Raw genomic sequence first — 22435 nt, forward strand, 5'->3', positions numbered from 1 at the left:
AATCTATACTTAATAAGAACGCAACTATTTTTTCTGTTTTTTTTATAATTTATTCTGGATATTCAATTCGTAAATGGTAAATGTTTGCTAGCTTGTGTTTTAGCACTTTTTTAATGGATTGAATCTCTTTGAAAGTGATATTAGCATTTAAAAATTGACCGCCTTCTATTTGTTTATCTATAATATTTTCAACAAAAGCATCAATTTTTGTTGATGTTGGATCTTTCAAACTTTTTGATGCTGCTTCTACACTATCGCACATCATTAAAATTGCTGTTTCTTTACTAAATGGTTTTGGTCCAGGATAACTAAAATCTGTTTTGTCAACATCGTCAAAATCATTTTTTTCTTTCATATAAAAATAATAAACAACGCTAGTACCGTGGTGTGTTCTTATAAAATCTATAACACGGTCTGGTAAATTATTTCTTTTTGCTATTTCTATACCATCAATTACATGTCCTGTTATTATTCTGGCACTTTCTTTTGATGATAATTCGTCATGCGGATTAATAGCGGTTGATTGATTTTCTATAAAATACGTTGGGTTTTTCATTTTACCTATGTCATGGTATAAAGCTCCTACCCTAGCCAACATGGCGTTTGCGCCTATTTCATTAGCTGAAGCTTCTGCAAGATTCGCAACGTTTAAAGAGTGGTGAAATGTGCCTGGTGCTTTGTTAGACAGTTCTTTAAGCAACTTTGAGTTTGTATCGGACAATTCTAAAAGTGACACATCGGACACTAAACCAAAAATCTTTTCATAGGCGTAAATTAATGGTTGAACAAACAATGTGGCAAGTCCACTTAACACAAACCATATAAACATTTCCCAATTAATGGTGTCTATACTACCTTCATGTATTATAAAAAAGGCAAAATATGCAATAATATAAATTGAAGTAATTTGCCCAACAGAAATAAATAAATTGGCGCGTTTATATAATTCTGAAACCGTTAAAATAGTTACTATACCCGCAATAATTTGCAAAAACATATACTCATAACTATTAGGTACAATAAACCCTAAAAGCAGTACCGTAATTACATGAGCAAACAACCCCAATCGTGCATCAAAAAACGCTTTAAATATTAAAGGTAAAATACAAATAGGAACAACATATACAAACTTAGAATTGTAATTAACAATTAAGGTTGTTATAAAAATCATTAAAAATACATTGAAGAAAATAAATGTAACTTTCGTGTTGTTTTCAAAAACTTCATCTCTATACTTCCTTAAAAATAACAATAACATTAACAATGCTAATGATACTAGTAATGTATAGGCAAACAGTATCCAATTATAATTGGATTTACTCCAAACTTGCGATTCGTATTCAGATTGTAACGATTTTAAAATTTGATATTGCTCATTATCAACCACTTCGCCTTTAGAAATTATTAAAGTACCTTTTTCAACATTGCCTCTAGCGTAAGCTATTTTATTTAATTCTTCTTGAAATCCTTTTTCGGTAAACGATTTATCATATACTAAATTAGGCTTTACAACATCGAAAAATAACGATGCAAAATTTGTTTTATACTGTGTTAAACCTTGTTTTTGTAAAATGGTATTAATGATAGAAGTGACTTCGTCTTGCTTAACTAAATCTGAAAAAAAGCCATCTTGTTTTTTAACTCTATTATCTAGAATTGCTATGGCTCTTCCTTCATTAAAATCATAACTTTCACTTAAAACACCAAAAGCATAAAACTCAGATAGTATTTCTTCACCTACTTTGTATAAATTAGTGGATGTTCTTTTAAGTAATGAATCAGGAAAAGCTGTTTTAAATTGTTGTTTGTATTGTTTTTTTACCTCAGTTTCAACAGTATTATCTAAAACAAAATATAAAATTGAATTATCTTCTATTGTCTTTTTCTCAAGTGCAATTTCCTCATCCGATTTCTGAATAGCAAAATTAAAAGGTGCTAATAAAACTTCCGATTGCCAAGGTTTTCCTTTTTCAAAATTGTATTTAAATTTTCCGCTTTTTGGAAATAAATACACAATTAAAAAAGTGGTGCATAAAAATAACAGTCCTTTATAAATTAAGGAATGGTTTCTATATAATTTATTTATAAAGTCTTCCATTTAAAAAATTAAGGAAAAACCAAAAGTAGTAAAATTATAATCTAATACCATTTTTTATAATAAGCTAATCATTCAAATTTCTACTAAAAAATGATTATTTTCGCATGTATTAAGCTTAAAAATTGAATAATGCATAAAGACGTAGTAATTGTATCGGCAGCAAGAACACCAATTGGTAGTTTTATGGGTGCGCTTTCATCCATTTCTGCGCCTCAACTTGGTGCTGTTGCCATAAAAGGTGCGCTAAGTAAAATAAACTTAAAACCAGAGTTGGTTGATGAAGTTTTAATGGGCAATGTAGTACAAGCTGGAACAGGTCAAGCACCTGCTAGACAAGCAGCTATTTATGCAGGCATACCTAACACCGTACCTTGCACAACTGTAAATAAAGTTTGTGCTTCGGGTATGAAAGCCGTTATGCAAGCAGCACAAAGTATTGCACTTGGCGATGCTAATATAATTGTTGCTGGTGGTATGGAAAACATGAGTTTAATTCCACATTATTTACATGCTAGAACAGGTACAAAATTTGGACCAACAACCTTGGTTGATGGAATGCAGAAAGATGGTTTAGTTGATGCTTACAACCAAAATGCAATGGGAGTTTGCGCCGATGCTTGTGCTACTAAATATAATTTTTCCCGAGAAGAACAAGATGCTTTTGCCATACAATCATACAAACGTTCGGCAACTGCATGGGAAACTGGTAAATTTGATAATGAAATTGTTTCTGTTGAAGTGCCGCAACGACGTGGTGAACCTTTAATAGTTAGTAAAGATGAAGAATTTACCAATGTAATTTTAGATAAAATTCCGCAATTACGACCAGCGTTTTCAAAAGATGGAACTGTTACTGCTGCCAATGCTTCAACTATAAATGATGGTGCTGGAGCAATGGTTTTAATGAGTAAAGAAAAAGCGATAGAATTGGGTTTAAAACCACTTGCAACCATAAAAAGTTATGCTGATGCAGCGCACGAACCAGATTGGTTTACTACAGCGCCTGCAAAAGCTTTACCAAAAGCTTTAAATAAAGCTGGTATTAGTATAAAAGAGGTTGATTTTTTTGAATTTAATGAAGCTTTCTCTGTTGTTGGTTTAGCTAACATGAAGCTTTTAGGACTTACCGATACTAACGTAAATGTTAATGGTGGTGCCGTTTCGCTTGGGCATCCACTTGGCTGTTCGGGTGTTAGAATCATCATTACACTACTAAATGTATTGGAACAAAACAATGCAAAAATTGGTGCAGCTGCTATTTGTAATGGTGGTGGTGGCGCATCGGCAATTATTATTGAACGCTAAAATATTTATTATTTTTTATTGATTATTTATTAATATGGATTACAACACTTACTATTTTCATTTTATAAAGTCTTATGTTTTGTCCCTTTCAATATATAATTATCAATAAAAAATAGACAATAATTATATGCAATACGGAATTTGTAACTTAAGCATTGTACCTTTAAGAATTGAACCTGCTGATGCGAGCGAACTAGTATCGCAAGTACTATATGGCGATGTTTTTAAAATTTTAGAACAACGCAAAAACTGGAGTAAAATTAGACTTGCTTTTGATAAGTATGAAGGTTGGATAGACACAAAACAACTTATTGAAATAACAGAAGACCAATACAACCAACTACATAAAGAAACACCAAAACTTTCAATTGATTTGGTAGAATTTATTGAAGATAATACCCAACAGTTACACCCTATTCTATTAGGTTCTTCATTAAATGGATTGGACTTATTAAACCACAAACACGATGGCTCAATAGTTGAAGGTAAAAAGGCTAAAGAAAACATTGTAAAATCGGCATTCTTATATTTAAACGCTCCTTATTTATGGGGTGGAAAAACGCCTTTTGGCATTGATTGTTCGGGTTTTACTCAAATGGTATATAAACTTAATGGTTACAAACTATTACGCGACGCATCACAACAAGCAACACAAGGTGAACCTTTAAGTTTTATTGAAGAAAGTGAACCAGGAGATTTGGCTTTTTTTGATAATAATGAAGGTATTATTACCCATGTAGGCATCATCATGAGCGACAATTACATTATACATGCAAATGGTAAAGTTAGAATTGACCGATTAGACCATTCGGGAATATATAATGTAGATAGAAAGATACATACACACAAACTTCGTGTTATTAAAAAAGTGATATAAAAAATGCCGCAAATTGCGGCATTTTTTTTATGTATTTAAACTAATTTTAGTTTCCTCCAGCTGCCTCAAGAGCATCAACTTTAGCCTTCATTTCTTTGTGCTTTGCAGTTTCCCCAAGAATGCTATAAATATTCATTAACGTTTTAGCTGCACTAATATTTTTGCCATCAATTTCTAATGCTTTCACTAAATATGGTACTGCACCTTTGTATAATTCTTGACGTTCTGCTCTTAATTGATCATAGCGTAAATCATCTTTTTTAGAACTACCTAATCCATTCATTTCTTTAATAAGCCCTTCTTCTTTTGATAAAATTAAAGCTGCTAAATTTATATATGCATTAATGTAATCTGGACTTAACTCTATTGTTTTTTCATAGTAAGCCTTTGCTTTATCAGGTTGCCCAGATTCTGCAGCAATAACCCCTAAATTGTATTGTAACTCCGGATTGTTAGGTTCCATTTGAGTTGCTTGTTCTAATAAACTTTTAAATTCTTCTGTATTACCCATTTTGTAATGGATATTAGCTTCATTTAAAATTAGGTTTACATCATTAGGACTTTCAGCTCTTGCTTCTTTCATAGCTGCAATTGCTTTTTCATTATCACCTTTATTTACGTATATAAGTGCTACATTTTTAACAATCTCAGGTTTTTTTGATTCTGTAGTACGCTCACCTGGGTTTTTATGACTTTTAGCTTTTACATAAAGATCGCGTGTATTTTTATCTAGAACTTCTTCTTCACCTGTTTCTACATTGGTTGCAAAATACTGTTTTTCAATACCTGTATAACCTAACTGTTTAAGCTCTTCATAAATAGATAATGCTCTATCAAACTCTTGAACATTTACAGCTGTTGCTGCTGCGTAATATAAAAACAAGGTGTCTTTTGTGCTTAATTTATAAGCTTTTTCAAAATATTTTGAAGCTGTAGAATAATCTTTAGTTTCGTAGAATTTATTTCCTTTAGTTAAAATACCATTAACCATTGTTTGTTTTAATTCTGTAACTTCAGATGAAGATCCACTTACACTTTTTAAACTTTCTAAAGCAGCATCAACATCATTAATAGTACCTGCACCACCTGCATATAATGCTTGGGCATGTAATAAGTAATATTGATCCTTTAATTTATCATCCATAGATGACATTAATGGCTCTACTTGTTTTAAAGCTGATTTAGCTTCTGCATAATTGCTTCCTTTTATAGCTTTATCTGCTTCTTTCAATTCCTTTTTTTGAGCAAATGAAAATGTGCCTAAAGTAATGGCTAAAGCTATGGTAATCTGTTTTTTCATTTTAATAATATTTAATTTTAATTTTCTGTGTTATTTTCGTCTATGTTAGTATCAAGAGTTGTGCCAGCATCTAAATCATCCCTATTTTCAACACCTTCCAACGTTTCTTCTTCATCTTCTTCATGCATTACCTTTGCAACCGCAGCGATAGAATCGTTGTTTTTAAGGTTTATTAGTTTAACACCTTGAGTTGCTCTACCCATAACTCGAAGATCTTTAACACCTAATCTTATAGCAATTCCAGATTTATTGATAATCATTAAATCATCATTATCGGTCACACTTTTTATTGCTACTAATTTGCCAGTTTTTTCAGTGATAGAAATGGTTTTAACACCCTTACCACCACGATTTGTTATACGGTAAACTGGTTCACCATCTTCAGGATCATCAATATATGTGCGTTTTCCATAACCGTTTTCTGAAACTACTAAAACCGATTCTTCTTGTGGGTTTTCAATAGTTACCATTCCAATTACTTCATCATTTTTATCAGCAAGGGTTATACCTCTTACACCTGAAGCACTTCTACCCATCGGACGTGTTTTTGCTTCTTCAAAGCGAATGGCTTTACCAGATTTTAGTGCAAGCATTACTTGACTTTCACCGGTTGTTAAACGCGCTTCAAGTAAAATATCGTCTTCTTTAATAGTAATAGCATTGATACCGTTTGTTCTTGGACGTGAGTATTGCTCTAAAGACGTTTTTTTAACCTGACCTTGTTTAGTAGCCATAATTACGTAATGACTGTTTATATAATCCTCATCTTTAAGGTCTTGTGTGCAAATAAAGGCTTTAACAGCATCATCTTGCTCAATATTTATTAAGTTTTGAATGGCACGACCTTTAGAGGTTTTACTACCTTCTGGAATTTCATAAACACGCATCCAGAAACATTTTCCTTTTTGGGTGAAGAACAGCATGTATTGGTGATTGGTACCAACAAATAAATGCTCTAAGAAATCTTCATTTCTGGTGGTTGAAGCTTTTTGTCCAACACCGCCTCTATTTTGGGTTTTGTATTCTGATAATGAAGTACGTTTTATGTAACCTGCATGCGAGATAGTAATAACTACTTGCTCATCAGGAATCATATCTTCAATACTTAAATCGCCACCTGCGTATTCAATTACCGAACGACGTTCATCACCATATTTTTCTTTTACTACTATTAGTTCTTCTTTAATAATCTCCATTCGACGCTCTTTTTTATCTAAGATGTCTTTCAGGTCGATGATTAATTTCATTATTTCTTCATATTCAGAGCGCAATTTATCTTGCTCTAAACCAGTAAGTTGACGCAAACGCATCTCTACTATGGCTCTTGCTTGAATTTCTGAAAGTTTAAAACGTTCGATTAAATTTTCACGAGCTTCATCAGCATTTGAAGATGCTCTAATAATTTTAATAACTTCATCAATATTATCTGAAGCTATAATTAATCCTTCTAAAATATGAGCACGTTCTTCTGCTTTACGTAATTCATAAGTTGTACGTCTTACTACAACTTCATGTCTGTGTTCAACAAAATAATGGATTAATTCTTTTAAGTTTAATAACTGTGGACGACCATTTACAAGTGCTATATTATTAACACTAAAAGATGATTGTAACGCCGTATATTTGTATAATTTATTAAGAACGATGTTTGGTATTGCATCACGTTTTAACACATAAACAATACGCATACCATTTCTATCTGATTCATCACGAATGGTTGCTATACCTTCAAGTTTCTTTTCATTTACCAAATCAGCAGTTTTTTTAATCATTTCTGCTTTATTAATTTGGTAAGGAATTTCGGTTACAATAATGCACTCACGTCCTTGAACTTCTTCAATATTGGCTTTTCCACGCATTACAATACGTCCACGACCTGTATGAAAAGCTTCTTTTACACCATCATACCCATAAATAATTCCTCCTGTTGGGAAATCGGGTGCTTTAATGTGCTTTATTAACTCGTCTATTTCAATATCGTTATTTTCAATATAGGCAATAGTGCCATTAACAACTTCGGTTAAATTGTGAGGTGGCATATTTGTTGCCATACCTACTGCAATACCCGATGCGCCATTAACCAAAAGCCCTGGAATACGTGTTGGTAATACGGTTGGTTCTTGTAAAGTATCGTCAAAATTTAATTTGTGGTCTACAGTTTCTTTTTCAATATCTGCCAACATGTCTTCAGATATTTTACGCATACGTGCTTCTGTATAACGCATTGCTGCAGGACTGTCACCATCAATAGAACCAAAATTACCTTGTCCATCTACCAACATGTAACGCAAACTCCATTCTTGAGCCATACGTACCATAGCATCGTAAACCGATGTATCGCCATGTGGATGGTATTTTCCTAAAACTTCTCCAACTATTCTTGCTGATTTTTTGTGTGCTCCAGTTGCTCTTACTCCTAGCTCATGCATACCATAAAGCACGCGTCTATGTACTGGTTTTAATCCATCTCTTACATCTGGTAATGCACGTGACACAATAACCGACATTGAATAGTCAATGTAAGCGGTTTTCATCTCATCTTCAATATTAATAGGGATCAATTTTTCTCCTTCTGCCATAAATAATTTAATTAAGTTTTATGAGTTTTTCAAAACATGCTAATATACATATTTCAATAGTTACAGAGATTGATATAAGTCATTTTTTCATGTTTTTTATTAACAATTATATATGTTTTTTTCGTTAATAAATATGACGGCTAAAATTTTGATTTTATAAAGATTTTTTCGTCAATTAGCAACTTTCATATGCAATTATTAATTATTTTATTAAAGCCATATGGTATCGCTTTATTTTAGTGATGTTTTTTGCAAAAAACTTCTTACTAATGGCGATTTCACACATTTTAAGGTATAGTTTTTGCCATTAGTAAAATGTTTTAGTATTTTTAATGCAGAAAGGAACTTAATTATGGACGACAATTTTTCCCCAAGAGTAAAAGACGTAATTGCTTATAGCAAAGAAGAAGCATTGCGTTTAGGTCACGATTTTATAGGAACAGAACACTTAATGCTTGGTCTTTTGCGTGATGGTGATGGTAAGGCTATTACTATTTTAAACGCCTTAGAAGTCGATTTAAACCATTTAAGACGTAAAGTTGAAATATTAAGTCCTGCTAATCCAAATATAACAGTTGCAGCGAACCAAAAAAAGAATTTACACCTTACAAGGCAAGCAGAACGTGCTTTAAAAACAACTTTTTTAGAAGCAAAACTATTTCAAAGTACCTCTATAAATACAGCACATTTACTACTTTGTATCTTAAGAAATGAAAACGACCCTACTACCAAGCTTTTAAATAAGCTTAAAGTTGACTACGATAATGTTAAAGAACAATTCAAATTTATGATAACAAACGACAGTGATTATATAGAACCAAAAGCAGAATCATTTCAAGATGATGACTCGCATACAGAAGACGATGGTTCAAAAGACAATATTTTTAACTCGCCAGCAGGAAAAGCTAATAAAAAATCTAAAACACCTGTTTTAGATAATTTTGGACGCGATTTAACTGCTTTAGCTGAAGAAGGTAAATTAGACCCTGTTGTTGGTAGAGAAAAAGAAATTGAACGCGTTTCTCAAATTTTAAGTAGAAGAAAGAAAAACAATCCGCTTTTAATTGGTGAACCAGGTGTTGGTAAATCGGCCATTGCTGAAGGTTTAGCACTTCGAATTATAAAACGAAAAGTATCACGTATTCTTTTCAATAAACGTGTAGTAACTTTAGATTTGGCAAGTTTAGTTGCAGGAACTAAATACCGCGGACAATTTGAAGAACGTATGAAAGCCGTAATGAACGAGCTTGAAAAAAATGATGATGTTATTTTGTTTATAGACGAAATTCACACTATAGTTGGTGCTGGTGGCGCAACAGGAAGTTTAGATGCTTCAAACATGTTTAAACCAGCTTTGGCACGTGGTGAAATACAATGCATCGGTGCTACTACTTTAGATGAATACCGCCAATATATTGAAAAAGATGGTGCTTTAGAGCGTCGTTTTCAAAAAGTAATTGTAGAACCTACTACTGTTGAAGAAACTATTGAAATTCTTAACAATATTAAGGCTAAATATGAAGATCATCACAATGTTGATTATACACCTGAAGCTATTGAAGCTTGCGTAAAATTAACAAGCAGGTATATGACCGAGCGTTTTTTACCAGACAAAGCTATTGATGCTTTAGATGAAGCTGGTTCGCGTGTACACATCACCAATATTGAAGTACCTAAACAAATTATTGAGCTTGAAAAACAACTTGAAACGGTAAAAGAAACTAAAAATTCGGTTGTTAAAAAGCAAAAATATGAGGAAGCTGCTAAATTAAGAGATGATGAAAAACGCCTTGAAAAAGAATTAGCTATTGCTCAAGAAAAATGGGAAGAAGACACTAAACAACACCGTGAAATTGTTACAGAAGATAACGTTGCAGATGTTGTTTCTATGATGACTGGCATTCCTGTAAATAGAATAGCACAGACTGAAATAAACAAATTAGCCGAATTACCAAACTTAATTAAAGGTAAAGTTATTGGTCAAGACGATGCTGTTGCTAAGGTTGTAAAAGCCATACAGCGTAACCGAGCAGGACTTAAAGATCCTAACAAACCTATTGGTTCGTTTATATTTTTAGGGCAAACAGGTGTTGGTAAAACACAATTAGCAAAAGTACTATCACGCGAATTATTTGACAGTGAAGATTCGCTTGTTAGAATAGACATGAGTGAATACATGGAAAAATTTGCTATTTCTAGATTAATTGGTGCGCCTCCAGGATACGTTGGTTACGAAGAAGGTGGTCAATTAACTGAAAAAGTAAGACGTAAACCATACGCAGTTATTCTTTTGGATGAAATTGAAAAAGCACATCCAGATGTTTTCAACATGCTACTTCAAGTATTAGATGATGGCTACTTAACCGATAGTTTAGGACGAAAAATTGATTTTAGAAACACTATTATCATAATGACTTCTAATATTGGTGCTAGAAAACTGAAAGATTTTGGAACAGGTATTGGTTTTGGTACATCATCACAAAAATCGCAAGAAGATGCAAACGCAAAAAGTGTTATTGAAAATGCACTTAAAAAATCGTTTGCCCCAGAATTCTTAAACAGAATTGACGATGTGGTTATGTTTAATGCTTTAGAAAAAGAAGATATTAATAAAATTATTGATATTGAACTTACCAAACTTCTGCTAAGAATTAAAGATTTGGGATACATACTAAAACTTAGCGATAAAGCTAAAGATTTTATTGCCGATAAAGGTTTTGACAAACAATATGGCGCTAGACCTTTAAAACGTGCTATTCAAAAATATGTAGAAGATGCTTTGGCAGAAGAAATTATTACGTCTCATGTTGAAGAAGGCGACCAAATAAGTATTGATTTGGATGAAAGCACTCAAGAATTAAGTATTAGTATTCAAAAAGCTGAAAAGCCTACTGAGTCATAAAAATAAATTTAATGTTACTTAAAAGAACCCCTACATTTTAAAATATAGGGGTTTTTTATTATAACAATTTAAAAATAGGTAACATCAAAACTACCCTCGGTAATTTCATAACTTTGACCACCTAAAACTGGACTTGCCATAAAATTAAACATTCCAACAATTCTTTTTTTAGCTTTATCATGTAGCGTAATTGTTAATTTACTACCCGCATTTTGAGATACATTACTATTAGTTAAAGATAAATTATATTGTCCTAATGGCGGTGTAAAACTTGAAAAAGTATAATCTCCTTCTACGATATCGGAATTTAAAGTTAAACCAATAGTTTGCAAATTATTTTTAGTTGCACTTATCCCAATAGTCGAAAAACCTGGCAAACTAGTAGCAACACCTTGCACCGCATCTTCAACAAACTCTACACCATCAACTTTTGCAAAAAAAGTATTTTTACCACTTGGTGGCAATGCTTCTGTGGTATAAGAAATTTTGCTGAATACACCATTTGTAAATTCTTTAGTTCCTAGATTTTGATTTTGTCCAGTGAAGAAAAAAGTACCAGATATCGTTTTATTTTTAGTGTCAATTTCTGTAATTTTAACTTCTCCTTGTGAAGTAATAAAATCAGTAGCACCAATCCAAACATTACCATTACCTGTTTTTGTATTTGTACTATATGCTGCAGCATTTGTTTCAACTTGATTTGCAGTAACTCCAATTTGATAAGTACCTATTTTACTAGCAAAAATGGTTAAGATTATTGCTTCTTGATTAACACCTCTAAATCCTGAAATATTGATTACATCATTTAATACCGTAGCAGAGGTAGCATCTGAAGTGAAAGTTTTGCCATCAAAATCAACCTTTAACAACCCTTTATTATTATTTTCAATAGATTGATAATCATCATTAAAAGGCTCAATATTACAAGATGTAATTAAACATGTAAATGCTAAAACAACAGCCAACACAATACTTTTTTGAAACTTCATATATAATAATATTTTTTTACAAAAATAAGTATTTAATATTAATTTTCATACATTCTAGGTACTCTAAATAATAAAATAATACCCGCTAAAAAGAAAATAAACAAAAACAAAATACCATTTCGCATACTGCCTGTAATTTGGTCTATAGATGCAAAAATTATCATACCAATTACAATGCCTATTTTTTCAGCTACATCGTAAAAACTAAAATATGAAGTGGTATCATCTGTTTCAGGTAAAAATTTAGAATAGGTAGATCTCGCTAGTGCTTGAATACCACCCATTACCATACCAACTAAAGATGCTGCTATGTAAAACTGCAATGGTGATTCCATGAAATAGGCATAAAAACACAAACTCATCCAAATAAAATTAACAACTATTAGTGTTTTAATATTCCCAAATTTAGCTGATGCTTTCGATGTTAAAATAGCACCTACAATGGCTACCAACTGTATTATTAAAATACTAACGATAAGTCCTGTAGTTTTTTCACCATCATCACCCCAAGCTATTTCTTCTTCACCAAAATAAACCGCGACTAACATAATGGTTTGAACCGCCATACTAAATACAAAAAAAGCATACAAATAACGTTTCAATCGTAAATTTTGCTTCAATTGTTTCCAAACCAAACGTAATTCTTTCAATCCATTAAAAATGACAGCAGTTGTAACTTTATGCCCAGACGAAGTTCCTTTTGGCAACCAATAAAATGAATATTGACTAAACAATGCCCACCACAAACCAACGGTTATAAATGAGTAACGCATCATTTGCATTTTTGAAGCACCATCTTCTTGACTCATAACCATTATCAAATTGATTATCAGTAAAATAACACTTCCTACATAACCAAGTGAAAACCCTTTAGCACTAACGCTATCTTGTTGTTCTTCAAAAGCTATATCTGGCAAATACGAATTATAAAATACCAAACTTCCCCAATACCCTATTAAGCCCATAAAGTAAAATAGTAAACTGATATGAATTTTATCTGGTGTAATATCAAACCAATACAACCCAATACAACCTGCACTACCAACATAACAAAAGAATTTTAAAAAGTTCTTTTTATTACCAACATAATCTGCAATACCAGATAATATTGGAGATGTAACTGCTACCACCAAAAACGTAAACGCTGTAACAAAGGTTATTAATGCGGTACTTTTAAAATCATATCCAAAGGCATGAACCACTTTTATCTCGCTTAAAAATAACGCTGAGTAAAAAATTGGAAATATTGACGATGCAATGGTTAAGGTGTAAACTGAGTTTGCCCAATCGTAAAACGCCCAAGCATTTAATAGTTTTTTACTTCCTTTTTCAAGTTGATTCATAGAAACAAGTATATGTAAATAAAAAAAGCTGCCTTTTTAAAGCAGCTTCAAAGTAAGTAAATATTTTTAATTCTATTTTAATAAATGTTTATTTAAAAGAAGTTACTCCAAATTTTGCAGCTTCTTGTTTTGCTGTAGGTGCTAAAGCTGTAAGATTTGCAATTCTTGATTCGTTTGATGGATGTGTGCTTAATAATTCTGGTGGTGCTTGTCCACTACTTCCTGCACTCATACGTTTCCAAAGTTCGGCAGCTTCATCTGGATTATAACCAGCTATCGCCATTAAATACAAACCAATTTTATCGGCTTCAGTTTCATGCGCTCTACTAAATGGCAACATAACACCTACTTGCGACCCAATACCGTAATATTGGTTAAATGCGTTTCTAGATTGTTCATCTTTTATAGCTATGTTTCCAGCAATAGCAACACCTTGTTGCACATAAGCAGCACTCATACGTTGTTGCCCATGGTTTGCTAATGCATGCGCTACTTCATGCCCCATAATTGCTGCTAAACCCGTTTCACCTTTTGCTATTGGTAAAATTCCTGTGTAAACAACAATTTTTCCTCCTGGCATACACCATGCGTTTACGGTTTCATCATTCACTAAATTATACTCCCATTTATAGTCATTTAAGTAACCTACATGTCCGTTAGCATTTAACCAACGTTCTGCTGCAACTGCAATTTTTTGTCCAACTCTAGTCACCATAGCAGCATCTGAAGTACCTTTTACCACTTTGTTTTCAGATAAAAACTGGTCGTATTGAGCAAACGCTGTTGGAAACAATTGCGAATTTGGCACCAAAGCCATTGTTTTTTTTCCGGTAAATGGGTTTGTAGCACATGCAGTAATTAACCCAATTGTACCTAATATTATAGTTGCATTCTTCAGTTTCATTTTTATTGTTTTAAATATTCAATAAAAATACAAAAATTGTACCTTATTATTTTAGACTCAAAAATAATTTATTCGTCACTTAAATTAAATTTAATTTTATTGTTTGTTATGTATCACAAATATATTCGACCAAAACAGCATGTTAAACCTCAAAAAACTACAAATGAAAAAATTACTGTTTCTTGTAATTACTTTGATATTATTCAATTGTAATGGAAATGCTCAAAAAGAAAACAAAAAAGTGTACAAAGTTTCCAAAACCGATGCTGAATGGAAAGCTGAGTTAACCGACATGCAATATTATGTTCTTAGAAAAGCAGGAACAGAACGCGCCTTTTCAAGTGCATTAAATAAAAATTATAAAAAAGGTGTTTATTTGTGTGCTGCTTGTAGCACGCCTTTATTTAAAAGTGAATACAAATATGATTCTGGTAGTGGTTGGCCTAGTTTTGATAGAGAAATTAAAGGCAATGTTGCTTTTGGAACAGATACCAATTTAGGCTATACTCGTGATGAAGAGCATTGCGCAACGTGTGGTGGTCATTTAGGACATGTTTTTAATGATGGTCCAAAAACTACTGGAAAAAGACATTGCATTAATGGTGCTGCATTAAAGTTTATTCCTGAAAAATAAACTCTAAAAATTCCAAAAAGCAAATCTCAAAACCCAACTTAATTCCATCTAAAAAAGCAGTTTTAGTAACTTGTTTTTTGTAATTTAGATTTTGAAATTTGAATAAAATGGAAAGCTATTTAGTAAGTATTATTAAACAATTTGAATATTATAAAAGTTTAGGCGACAAAACGTTTAATCAATTAACTTTCGATGAAATTCAATGGCAAAGTAGTGAAGATTCTAACTCTATTTCAATAATAGCAAAACATATTATTGGTAATATGTTAAGTAGGTGGACTAATTTTTTAACTGAAGATGGCGAAAAACCATGGCGAAATAGAGATGATGAATTTAAAGATACTTATACATCAAAAGAAGATTTATTAGCTGCTTGGGAAACAGGTTGGTTTTGTTTACTTAACACTTTGAAATCTTTAAAAACTGAAGATTTAGAACGAATTATTTACATTAGAAACGAAGGCCATACTGTAACAGAAGCTATAAACAGACAATTAGCACATTACCCCTACCATATTGGGCAAATAGTTTTTTTAGGAAAGCTTTTAAAAAATGACCAATGGCAATCACTTTCCATACCAAAAGGAGATTCGCAAAAATATAACGATGCTAAATTTAAAAAAGAAAAAGGCATTCGTCACTTTACCGATGATGTTTAATTTTTATTTCAAAAAAGTTATTAAACCTAACGCTTTAGTGCTTTCTTAAAAGGTCTAATAATTAAACGTGCTTCTCTATCAAAACGCACATAATTATAAACCCAATTAATAAAAACTACCATACGGTTTCTAAAACCTATTAAGAAAAACAAGTGTACAAACATCCAAACGTACCACGCAAACACACCTTGAAATTTGAACCTTGGCAAATCTACAACTGCTTTATTTCTGCCTATGGTTGCCATAGAACCTTTATCATGATATTCAAAAGGTTTTAAGGGTTTATTTTCAATTAAGCGAACCAAATTTTCTCCCAATTGTTTGCCTTGTTGAATGGCAGGTTGAGCCATCATTGGTAATCCATTTGGAAATTCACTAGTAGTCATACAAGCAACATCACCAACTGCAAAAATATTTTTAAATCCTTTAACTAGATTAAATTCATCAACTAATAATCTATCACCTTTAGCAACAAAATCGCCTGCACTTAAACCTTTAATGGCAGCGCCTTTTACACCTGCTGCCCAAACTAAAGTGGCGGTTTCAAAAGTTAAATCGGTATTGGTAGTCACTGTTTTACCATCGTAATTGGTAACGCGTACATTTTTCCAAACGTTCACCCCTAGTTTTTCCAAAAAATCTTCGGCTTTTTCAGATGCCTTATCACTCATCCCTTTCAAAATACAGTCACTAGATTGAATAATGTGTATTTGTGCCAAACGTGTATCCAAATCAGGATAATCTTTTGGTAAAATGCCATTTTTAATTTCTGCTAAAGCACCAGCAAGTTCTACACCTGTTGGTCCGCCACCTACAATTACAAAATTCATTAAAGCATTTCTTTCGTTCAAATCGGAAGTTAATAAGGCTTCTTCAAAATTTTCAAGTATTAAGCTTCTTAAATTTAAAGATTCAGGTATGGTTTTCATTGCCATACTGTTTTTTTCAATTTCTGAATTTCCAAAATAATTTGTTTCAGCACCAGAAGCAACTACTAAATATTCAAATTTAAGCTCGCCAATATCAGTTAAAACCTTATTTTCAACTGTGTTTATTTCTTCAACATTTGCTAATCTGAAATGAAAATTAGGAAAATCTTTAAGTATTTTTCGAATAGGATACGCAATAGAATCGGGTTCTAAACCTCCTGTAGAAACTTGATATAATAAGGGTTGAAACGTGTGATAGTTATTCTTATCCAACAGTACAACTTGTACTTCTTGTTTCGATAATTTTTTTGCTAACGAAATGCCTGCAAAACCGCCGCCTATAATAACAACGCGCGGATAACTTGTTTTTGGTATGTTCATAAACTACTAATTATAACAAAGGTAACAAAAGATATAAATTTAAAGCGTTCTAAATTCATTATTAAAAATACGTTTCGTAAATTCGTAGCCTGTAATTAACGATTAAAAAAATCTCATGAGTAAATACGATATTATTGTTCTTGGAAGCGGACCTGGAGGCTATGTTACAGCTATTAGAGCGTCGCAATTAGGTTTTAAAACTGCTATTGTTGAAAAAGAAAACCTAGGTGGTGTATGTTTAAATTGGGGATGTATTCCAACAAAAGCCTTGTTAAAATCTGCTCAAGTATTTGAATATCTGAAACATGCAGGTGATTACGGTTTATCGGTTAAAGATTATGACAAAGATTTTAATGCTGTTGTAAGTCGTAGCCGAGGTGTTGCCGATGGAATGAGTAAAGGCATAGAATTTTTAATGAAAAAAAACAAAATTGACGTTATTAAAGGCTATGGAAAACTAAAACCTAGCAAAAAAATTGATGTTGATGGCGTTGAATACAGCGCAGACCACATCATTATTGCAACTGGTGCGCGCTCTCGTGAATTACCAAGTTTACCTCAAGATGGTAAAAAAGTAATTGGTTATAGAGAAGCAATGAGTTTATCAAACCAACCAAAAAAGATGATTGTTGTAGGTTCTGGTGCTATTGGTGTTGAGTTTGCTTACTTCTACAACTCTATGGGTACAGAAGTTACTATTGTAGAGTATTTACCTAATGTTGTACCAGTTGAAGATGAAGATGTATCAAAACAATTGGAAAAATCGTTTAAGAAAAGTGGTATAAACATTATGACTTCTGCTGAAGTTACAAAAGTTGATACTTCTGGCGATGGTGTAAAAGCTACCGTTAAAACAAAAGATGGTGAGCAAGTTTTAGAGGCTGATATTATTCTAAGTGCTGTAGGTATTAAAACTAACATTGAAAACATTGGTTTAGAAGATGTTGGCATTGTTGTTGACAGAGATAAAATTTTAGTAAATAATTTCTACCAAACAAATATTCCTGGATATTATGCAATTGGCGATGTAACACCTGGTCAAGCATTAGCACACGTAGCTTCAGCTGAAGGTATTTTATGTGTTGAAAAAATTGCAGGAATGCATGTAGAAGCTTTAGACTATGGAAACATACCAGGTTGTACTTACTGTACTCCAGAAATTGCAAGCGTTGGTTTAACTGAAAAACAAGCAAAAGAAAAAGGAATCGATATTAAAGTTGGTAAATTCCCATTTTCTGCTTCAGGAAAAGCAAGTGCTGGTGGTAATAAAGATGGTTTTGTAAAAGTTATTTTTGATGCTAAATATGGCGAATGGTTAGGTTGCCACATGATTGGTGCTGGCGTAACCGATATGATTGCCGAAGCTGTTTTAGGTAGAAAACTTGAAACTACAGGACACGAAGTATTAAAAGCAGTACATCCACACCCTACCATGAGTGAAGCGGTTATGGAAGCTGTTGCTGCTGCTTATGATGAAGTAATTCATTTGTAATGCCCCACCTAGCCTCCCAAAGGGGAGGAATTTCCACTCTGCTGGTAATAAAAACAAAATATAATTATAAAAAATGCGATTCTTTAATTCAAGAATCGCATTTTTTTCTTCATTCGAGCAAGGTTCCTCCCCCTTTGGTGAGGCTAGGTTGGGCTTAAAAAGCTTTGAATAGCCAACTCGTAACTCTGCAAACCAAAACCAAGAATAACACCTTTTGCATTAGGCGAAATATATGATTGATGCCTAAATTCCTCTCTACCAAATGTGTTAGAAATATGTACTTCAACTACAAGAGTTTCAATACCTTTTATGGCATCTCCAATACCTATAGACGTATGTGTATAAGCACCTGCATTTAAAATAATGCCATCAAAACTAAAACCAACTTCGTGTAGTTTATCAATAATAACACCTTCAATATTCGATTGAAAATAGTCTAATTGAACTGTTGGGTATTTACTTTTTACTTCTTCAAAAAACTCTGTAAACGTTAAACTACCGTAAATTGCTGGTTCACGTTTACCCAAAAGATTTAAGTTTGGACCATTAATGATTATTAGTTTTTTCATGCAGTAAATATATTAAAAATTAAAACTATTAGATTTAATTATTCATATTTTTACATCCATGAAATGGCAAAATGCATTAAAAGATTATCGGTTATATTTAAAAATAGAACGTGGTTTATCAAAAAATTCTATAGAAAATTATAGTCTTGATGTTAATAAGCTAATTGCTTATTTAGAAGTTAATAACATTAATGTTTCTCCTATTTCAATTTCAACTGAAATAATTCAACAATTTATTTATGAAACTGCAAAAGTTGTTAATACACGCTCGCAATCGCGCTTAATTTCAGGGTTACGAAGTTTTTTTAACTATTTGGTTTTTGAAGATTATATAACTATAAATCCACTTGAACTAATTGAATCTCCAAAAATTGGAAGAAAATTACCCGATACTTTGAGCATAAATGAAATTGACAGTTTAATTAATGCGATAGATTTATCGCAAATATATAATGGTATATATATTGGGCAGCGCAACAAAGCTATTTTAGAAACTTTATATGGATGTGGTTTACGTGTTAGTGAATTAACAAACCTAAAAATATCTGATTTGTTTTTTGATGAAGGCTTTATAAAAGTAACCGGCAAAGGCGACAAACAACGTTTTGTTCCTATTGTTGCCGACACCCAAAAATATATTAATATTTATAAAAATGAAGTTAGAACACATATAAAAGTAAAAGCTGGTTTTGAAGATACTCTGTTTTTAAATCATACAGGAAAACAGCTAACTAGAGCTATGGTTTTTACTATTATAAAACAACTGGCTGAAAAAATAGGACTTAAAAAAAGTATTTCTCCACATACATTTCGGCATTCATTCGCTACTCATTTATTAGAAAATAATGCCGATTTACGTTCCATACAATTAATGCTTGGGCATGAAAGCATTACTACTACCGAAATTTATGTGCACTTAGATAAGAGCCATTTAACAAAGGTTGTTGAAAAATATCATCCTAGGAAGTAAACTTTATGCTTTATGCAAAATTAAAAATCCAGCATAATGCTGGATTTTTAATTTATTATAACTAAGATTCCTGTTTTTGCAGAAAGTATTACTTGGCAATATTAACCGCTCTTGTTTCTCTTATAACAGTTACTTTAACTTGACCAGGATACGTCATATCGGTTTGTACTTTTTGAGAAATACTGAATGATAAATCGGCTGCTTTTTGGTCGTCAACCTTTTCACTTTCCACAATAACACGTAATTCTCTACCTGCTTGAATAGCGTATGCTTTTTTAACACCATTAAAACCAAAAGCAATATCTTCTAAATCTTTTAAACGTTGAATATAACTATCTAAAACTTGACGACGTGCACCTGGACGTGCACCTGAAATAGCATCACAAACTTGTACAATTGGTGCTAACAATGATTTCATTTCTATCTCATCATGATGCGCTCCAATAGCGTTACAAACTTCATCTTTTTCACCAAATTTCTCAGCCCATTGCATACCTAAAATAGCATGTGGTGTTTCCATATCTGTTTCAGCATCTGGCACTTTACCTATATCGTGTAATAAACCAGCACGTTTAGCTAATTTTGGATTCAATCCTAATTCTGCTGCCATAACACCACAAAGTTTAGCAACTTCGCGTGAATGTTGTAATAGGTTTTGTCCGTAAGATGAACGGTATTTCATTCTACCTACCATTTTAATAAGTTCAGGATGTAAATTATGAATTCCTAAATCTATAACGGTACGTTTACCTACTTCAATAATTTCTTGCTCTATCTGTTTGGTTGTTTTTTCAACAACTTCTTCAATTCTTGCTGGGTGAATTCTGCCATCGGTTACTAATTTATGTAATGATAAACGCGCTATTTCACGTCTAACAGAATCAAAACATGATAATATAATAGCTTCAGGCGTATCATCTACAATAATTTCTACACCTGTTGCAGCTTCAATAGCACGAATATTTCTACCTTCTCTACCAATAATACGTCCTTTAACATCATCAGATTCTATATTGAAAACAGACACACAGTTATCAACTGCTTCTTCGGTTCCAATACGTTGAATAGTGTTAATAATAATCTTTTTAGCGTCTTGTTCGGCAGTTAATTTAGCTTCTTCCATTGCACTTTGAATAAATGCCATGGCATCATTTTTAGCTTCACCTTTTAAAGATTCTACTAATTGATTTTTTGCATCTTCAGCAGAAAGACTAGAAATTATTTCCAATTGTTGTACTTGACTTTTATGTAGTTTATCAACTTCTTCTTGTTTCTTTTCTAAAACATCTAATCTATGAGCGTAGTCTTTCTCCTTACTTTCCAAACTTTCGTTTAGTTTTTTAGTTTTAGCTAGTTCATTTGATACTTGAGATTCTTTATCACGCGTACGTTTTTCAGCTTCGTCCATTTTTTTATCGCGGGCGAAGATTACTTTTTCGTGTTCAGATTTTAATTCGATAAACTTTTCTTTCGCTTGAAGAATTTTATCTTTTTTTATTGATTCGCCTTCGCTATTGGCTTCTTTTAAAATTAAAGTAGCACTCTTTTTTGCTTCCTTAACAAGTTTTGATGCATTGTTTTTCTCCAATACTTTAGCAATAATAAAGCCTAAAATTAGGCCAACTAGTATGCCTACAGCTATCAATATAATTGAGTTATCCATTTGTGTTTAGTTAATTAGTATATATAAAAAAGCCTACACCAGTTTAAAGTTTTGTATAAACTCCTTAAAAACAAGTTTAGGGTTAACAAGCTGATCAAGGATCTGCTAGGTACTGAAATAAATTCAGTAGATGCAGCATGCTTTTACAACTTAAACTCACCCTTTTTAAAGAATTAACGTTGAGTTTATCAAAAAAAATATCTAATGTAGGCAGTAACTTTTTTAGTTTCTTTTAAAGAACGTTTAAGAGACTAAATGAGATTGCAATAAACTGTTTAAAGCATTTAGTTTTTCTTCTACATGCTCGCTAACACTCTCTCTATCAATAGACTTCTGTTCTACTTGAGATGCAAATTGTAATGCGCACATTGCCAATACATCTTGTTTATCTCTAACAGAATAACTTTGCTCAAATTGCTTTATCATGGCATCAATGTTTTTAGCTGCTTTACGTAAACCTTCCTCTTGACTTGCATCAATGGTTAAAGGATATACTCGATTAGCTATAGATAGCTTTATTTTAAGCTTTTCTGACATTGATTTTAGTTGCTTATTCAGATAATTGAGCAATACAATGATCAATATCTCTAATTAATGCGTTTATTTTAAGCTTAGTTTCTCTTTTATTATCGTCACTACCAAGCATTGTATTTGCCATTTTTAGAGCTTCATATTTTTCTTCCCAATTTACAATTTGTTTTTTTTGGCTAAGAATTTCTTGCTTTGAAATTTCTAATTCTTCATTCAATTTCAAGTTTGCAAGCTTCAAAAGTTCTAATTTATGTAATACTTTACTAATTTTGTTTTCTAACGAATCTACAATATCTTCAATATTACTCAT

18 protein-coding genes and 1 other RNA gene are annotated in these 22435 nt (G+C 32.1%); 7 read left to right on the forward strand and 12 right to left on the reverse strand.

Features of this window, described 5'->3' with window-relative positions; all coding sequences use genetic code 11:
* Window positions 1-49: 49 nt before the first annotated feature.
* Entirely contained in the window at window positions 50-2098 is a 2049-nt protein-coding gene (locus ACFQ1R_RS11875) for an HD family phosphohydrolase (RefSeq protein ID WP_379926443.1), read from the reverse strand.
* Window positions 2099-2227: 129 nt separating this feature from the next.
* On the opposite strand from ACFQ1R_RS11875, the gene ACFQ1R_RS11880 reads away from it, so the two are divergent.
* Window positions 2228-3403: an acetyl-CoA C-acyltransferase gene (locus ACFQ1R_RS11880; RefSeq protein WP_379926444.1), complete on the forward strand. Its 1176-nt coding sequence runs from the start codon at window positions 2228-2230 to the stop codon at window positions 3401-3403.
* A 127-nt stretch (window positions 3404-3530) separates the two neighbouring features.
* Window positions 3531-4280: a C40 family peptidase gene (locus tag ACFQ1R_RS11885; protein WP_379926445.1), complete on the forward strand. Its 750-nt coding sequence runs from the start codon at window positions 3531-3533 to the stop codon at window positions 4278-4280.
* 46 nt (window positions 4281-4326) lie between these two features.
* On the opposite strand, the gene ACFQ1R_RS11890 is transcribed toward ACFQ1R_RS11885, so the two are convergent.
* Together ACFQ1R_RS11890 and gyrA are read right to left on the reverse strand one after the other, a co-directional pair.
* Entirely contained in the window at window positions 4327-5580 is a 1254-nt protein-coding gene (locus ACFQ1R_RS11890; RefSeq protein ID WP_379926446.1) for a tetratricopeptide repeat protein, read from the reverse strand.
* A 17-nt stretch (window positions 5581-5597) separates the two neighbouring features.
* The gene (gene gyrA / locus ACFQ1R_RS11895; protein WP_379926447.1) at window positions 5598-8159 is read right to left on the reverse strand and encodes a DNA gyrase subunit A; all 2562 of its coding nucleotides are present in this window, start codon (window positions 8157-8159) and stop codon (window positions 5598-5600) included.
* A gap of 352 nt (window positions 8160-8511) precedes the next feature.
* On the opposite strand from gyrA, the gene ACFQ1R_RS11900 reads away from it, so the two are divergent.
* The gene (locus ACFQ1R_RS11900) at window positions 8512-11061 is read left to right on the forward strand and encodes an ATP-dependent Clp protease ATP-binding subunit (protein ID WP_379926448.1); all 2550 of its coding nucleotides are present in this window, start codon (window positions 8512-8514) and stop codon (window positions 11059-11061) included.
* Window positions 11062-11129: 68 nt separating this feature from the next.
* Here the strand turns inward: ACFQ1R_RS11900 and ACFQ1R_RS11905 are convergent, their stop codons facing one another.
* From ACFQ1R_RS11905 to ACFQ1R_RS11915, 3 genes are all read right to left on the reverse strand, one after another.
* Window positions 11130-12050, reverse strand: a complete 921-nt coding sequence (locus ACFQ1R_RS11905) for a DUF6252 family protein (protein WP_379926449.1) — start codon at window positions 12048-12050, stop codon at window positions 11130-11132.
* A gap of 38 nt (window positions 12051-12088) precedes the next feature.
* Window positions 12089-13393 carry an MFS transporter gene (locus tag ACFQ1R_RS11910; RefSeq protein ID WP_379926450.1) on the reverse strand — a complete coding sequence of 435 codons (1305 nt, stop codon included), beginning with the start codon at window positions 13391-13393 and terminating at the stop codon, window positions 12089-12091.
* A gap of 88 nt (window positions 13394-13481) precedes the next feature.
* Window positions 13482-14297 (reverse strand): M48 family metallopeptidase, encoded by an 816-nt coding sequence (locus tag ACFQ1R_RS11915; RefSeq protein WP_379926451.1) that lies wholly within the window; start codon window positions 14295-14297, stop codon window positions 13482-13484.
* A 163-nt stretch (window positions 14298-14460) separates the two neighbouring features.
* Between ACFQ1R_RS11915 and msrB the strand changes: the two genes are divergently transcribed.
* Window positions 14461-14931, forward strand: coding sequence for a peptide-methionine (R)-S-oxide reductase MsrB (gene msrB, locus ACFQ1R_RS11920; RefSeq protein ID WP_379926452.1), 471 nt, complete (start codon window positions 14461-14463; stop codon window positions 14929-14931).
* Window positions 14932-15038: 107 nt separating this feature from the next.
* Window positions 15039-15590 carry a DUF1572 family protein gene (locus tag ACFQ1R_RS11925; RefSeq protein ID WP_379926453.1) on the forward strand — a complete coding sequence of 184 codons (552 nt, stop codon included), beginning with the start codon at window positions 15039-15041 and terminating at the stop codon, window positions 15588-15590.
* Window positions 15591-15616: 26 nt separating this feature from the next.
* Here ACFQ1R_RS11925 and ACFQ1R_RS11930 read toward each other — a convergent pair whose 3' ends face one another.
* The gene (locus ACFQ1R_RS11930) at window positions 15617-16900 is read right to left on the reverse strand and encodes an NAD(P)/FAD-dependent oxidoreductase (protein ID WP_379926454.1); all 1284 of its coding nucleotides are present in this window, start codon (window positions 16898-16900) and stop codon (window positions 15617-15619) included.
* 115 nt (window positions 16901-17015) lie between these two features.
* On the opposite strand from ACFQ1R_RS11930, the gene lpdA reads away from it, so the two are divergent.
* Complete coding sequence (gene lpdA, locus ACFQ1R_RS11935; protein WP_379926456.1) at window positions 17016-18392, forward strand: dihydrolipoyl dehydrogenase; 1377 nt, start codon at window positions 17016-17018, stop codon at window positions 18390-18392.
* Window positions 18393-18535: 143 nt separating this feature from the next.
* Here the strand turns inward: lpdA and ACFQ1R_RS11940 are convergent, their stop codons facing one another.
* Complete coding sequence (locus ACFQ1R_RS11940) at window positions 18536-18961, reverse strand: type II 3-dehydroquinate dehydratase (RefSeq protein ID WP_379926457.1); 426 nt, start codon at window positions 18959-18961, stop codon at window positions 18536-18538.
* Between the two features lie 58 nt (window positions 18962-19019).
* On the opposite strand from ACFQ1R_RS11940, the gene ACFQ1R_RS11945 reads away from it, so the two are divergent.
* A complete protein-coding gene (locus ACFQ1R_RS11945; protein WP_379926458.1) occupies window positions 19020-19931 on the forward strand; it encodes a site-specific tyrosine recombinase in 912 nt (303 codons plus the stop codon).
* A gap of 88 nt (window positions 19932-20019) precedes the next feature.
* Here the strand turns inward: ACFQ1R_RS11945 and rny are convergent, their stop codons facing one another.
* From rny to ACFQ1R_RS11965, 4 genes are all read right to left on the reverse strand, one after another.
* Entirely contained in the window at window positions 20020-21594 is a 1575-nt protein-coding gene (rny, locus tag ACFQ1R_RS11950; RefSeq protein WP_379926459.1) for a ribonuclease Y, read from the reverse strand.
* 57 nt (window positions 21595-21651) lie between these two features.
* Window positions 21652-21779, reverse strand: a non-coding RNA gene (ssrS, locus tag ACFQ1R_RS11955) — 6S RNA.
* A 58-nt stretch (window positions 21780-21837) separates the two neighbouring features.
* Window positions 21838-22131 (reverse strand): cell division protein ZapA, encoded by a 294-nt coding sequence (locus ACFQ1R_RS11960; RefSeq protein ID WP_379926461.1) that lies wholly within the window; start codon window positions 22129-22131, stop codon window positions 21838-21840.
* Window positions 22132-22144: 13 nt separating this feature from the next.
* On the reverse strand, window positions 22145-22435 hold the full coding sequence (locus tag ACFQ1R_RS11965; protein WP_379926462.1) for a hypothetical protein: 291 nt from the start codon (window positions 22433-22435) through the stop codon (window positions 22145-22147).

The organism is Mariniflexile jejuense (assembly GCF_042675665.1).
Classification (GTDB): Bacteria; Bacteroidota; Bacteroidia; order Flavobacteriales; family Flavobacteriaceae; genus Mariniflexile; species Mariniflexile jejuense.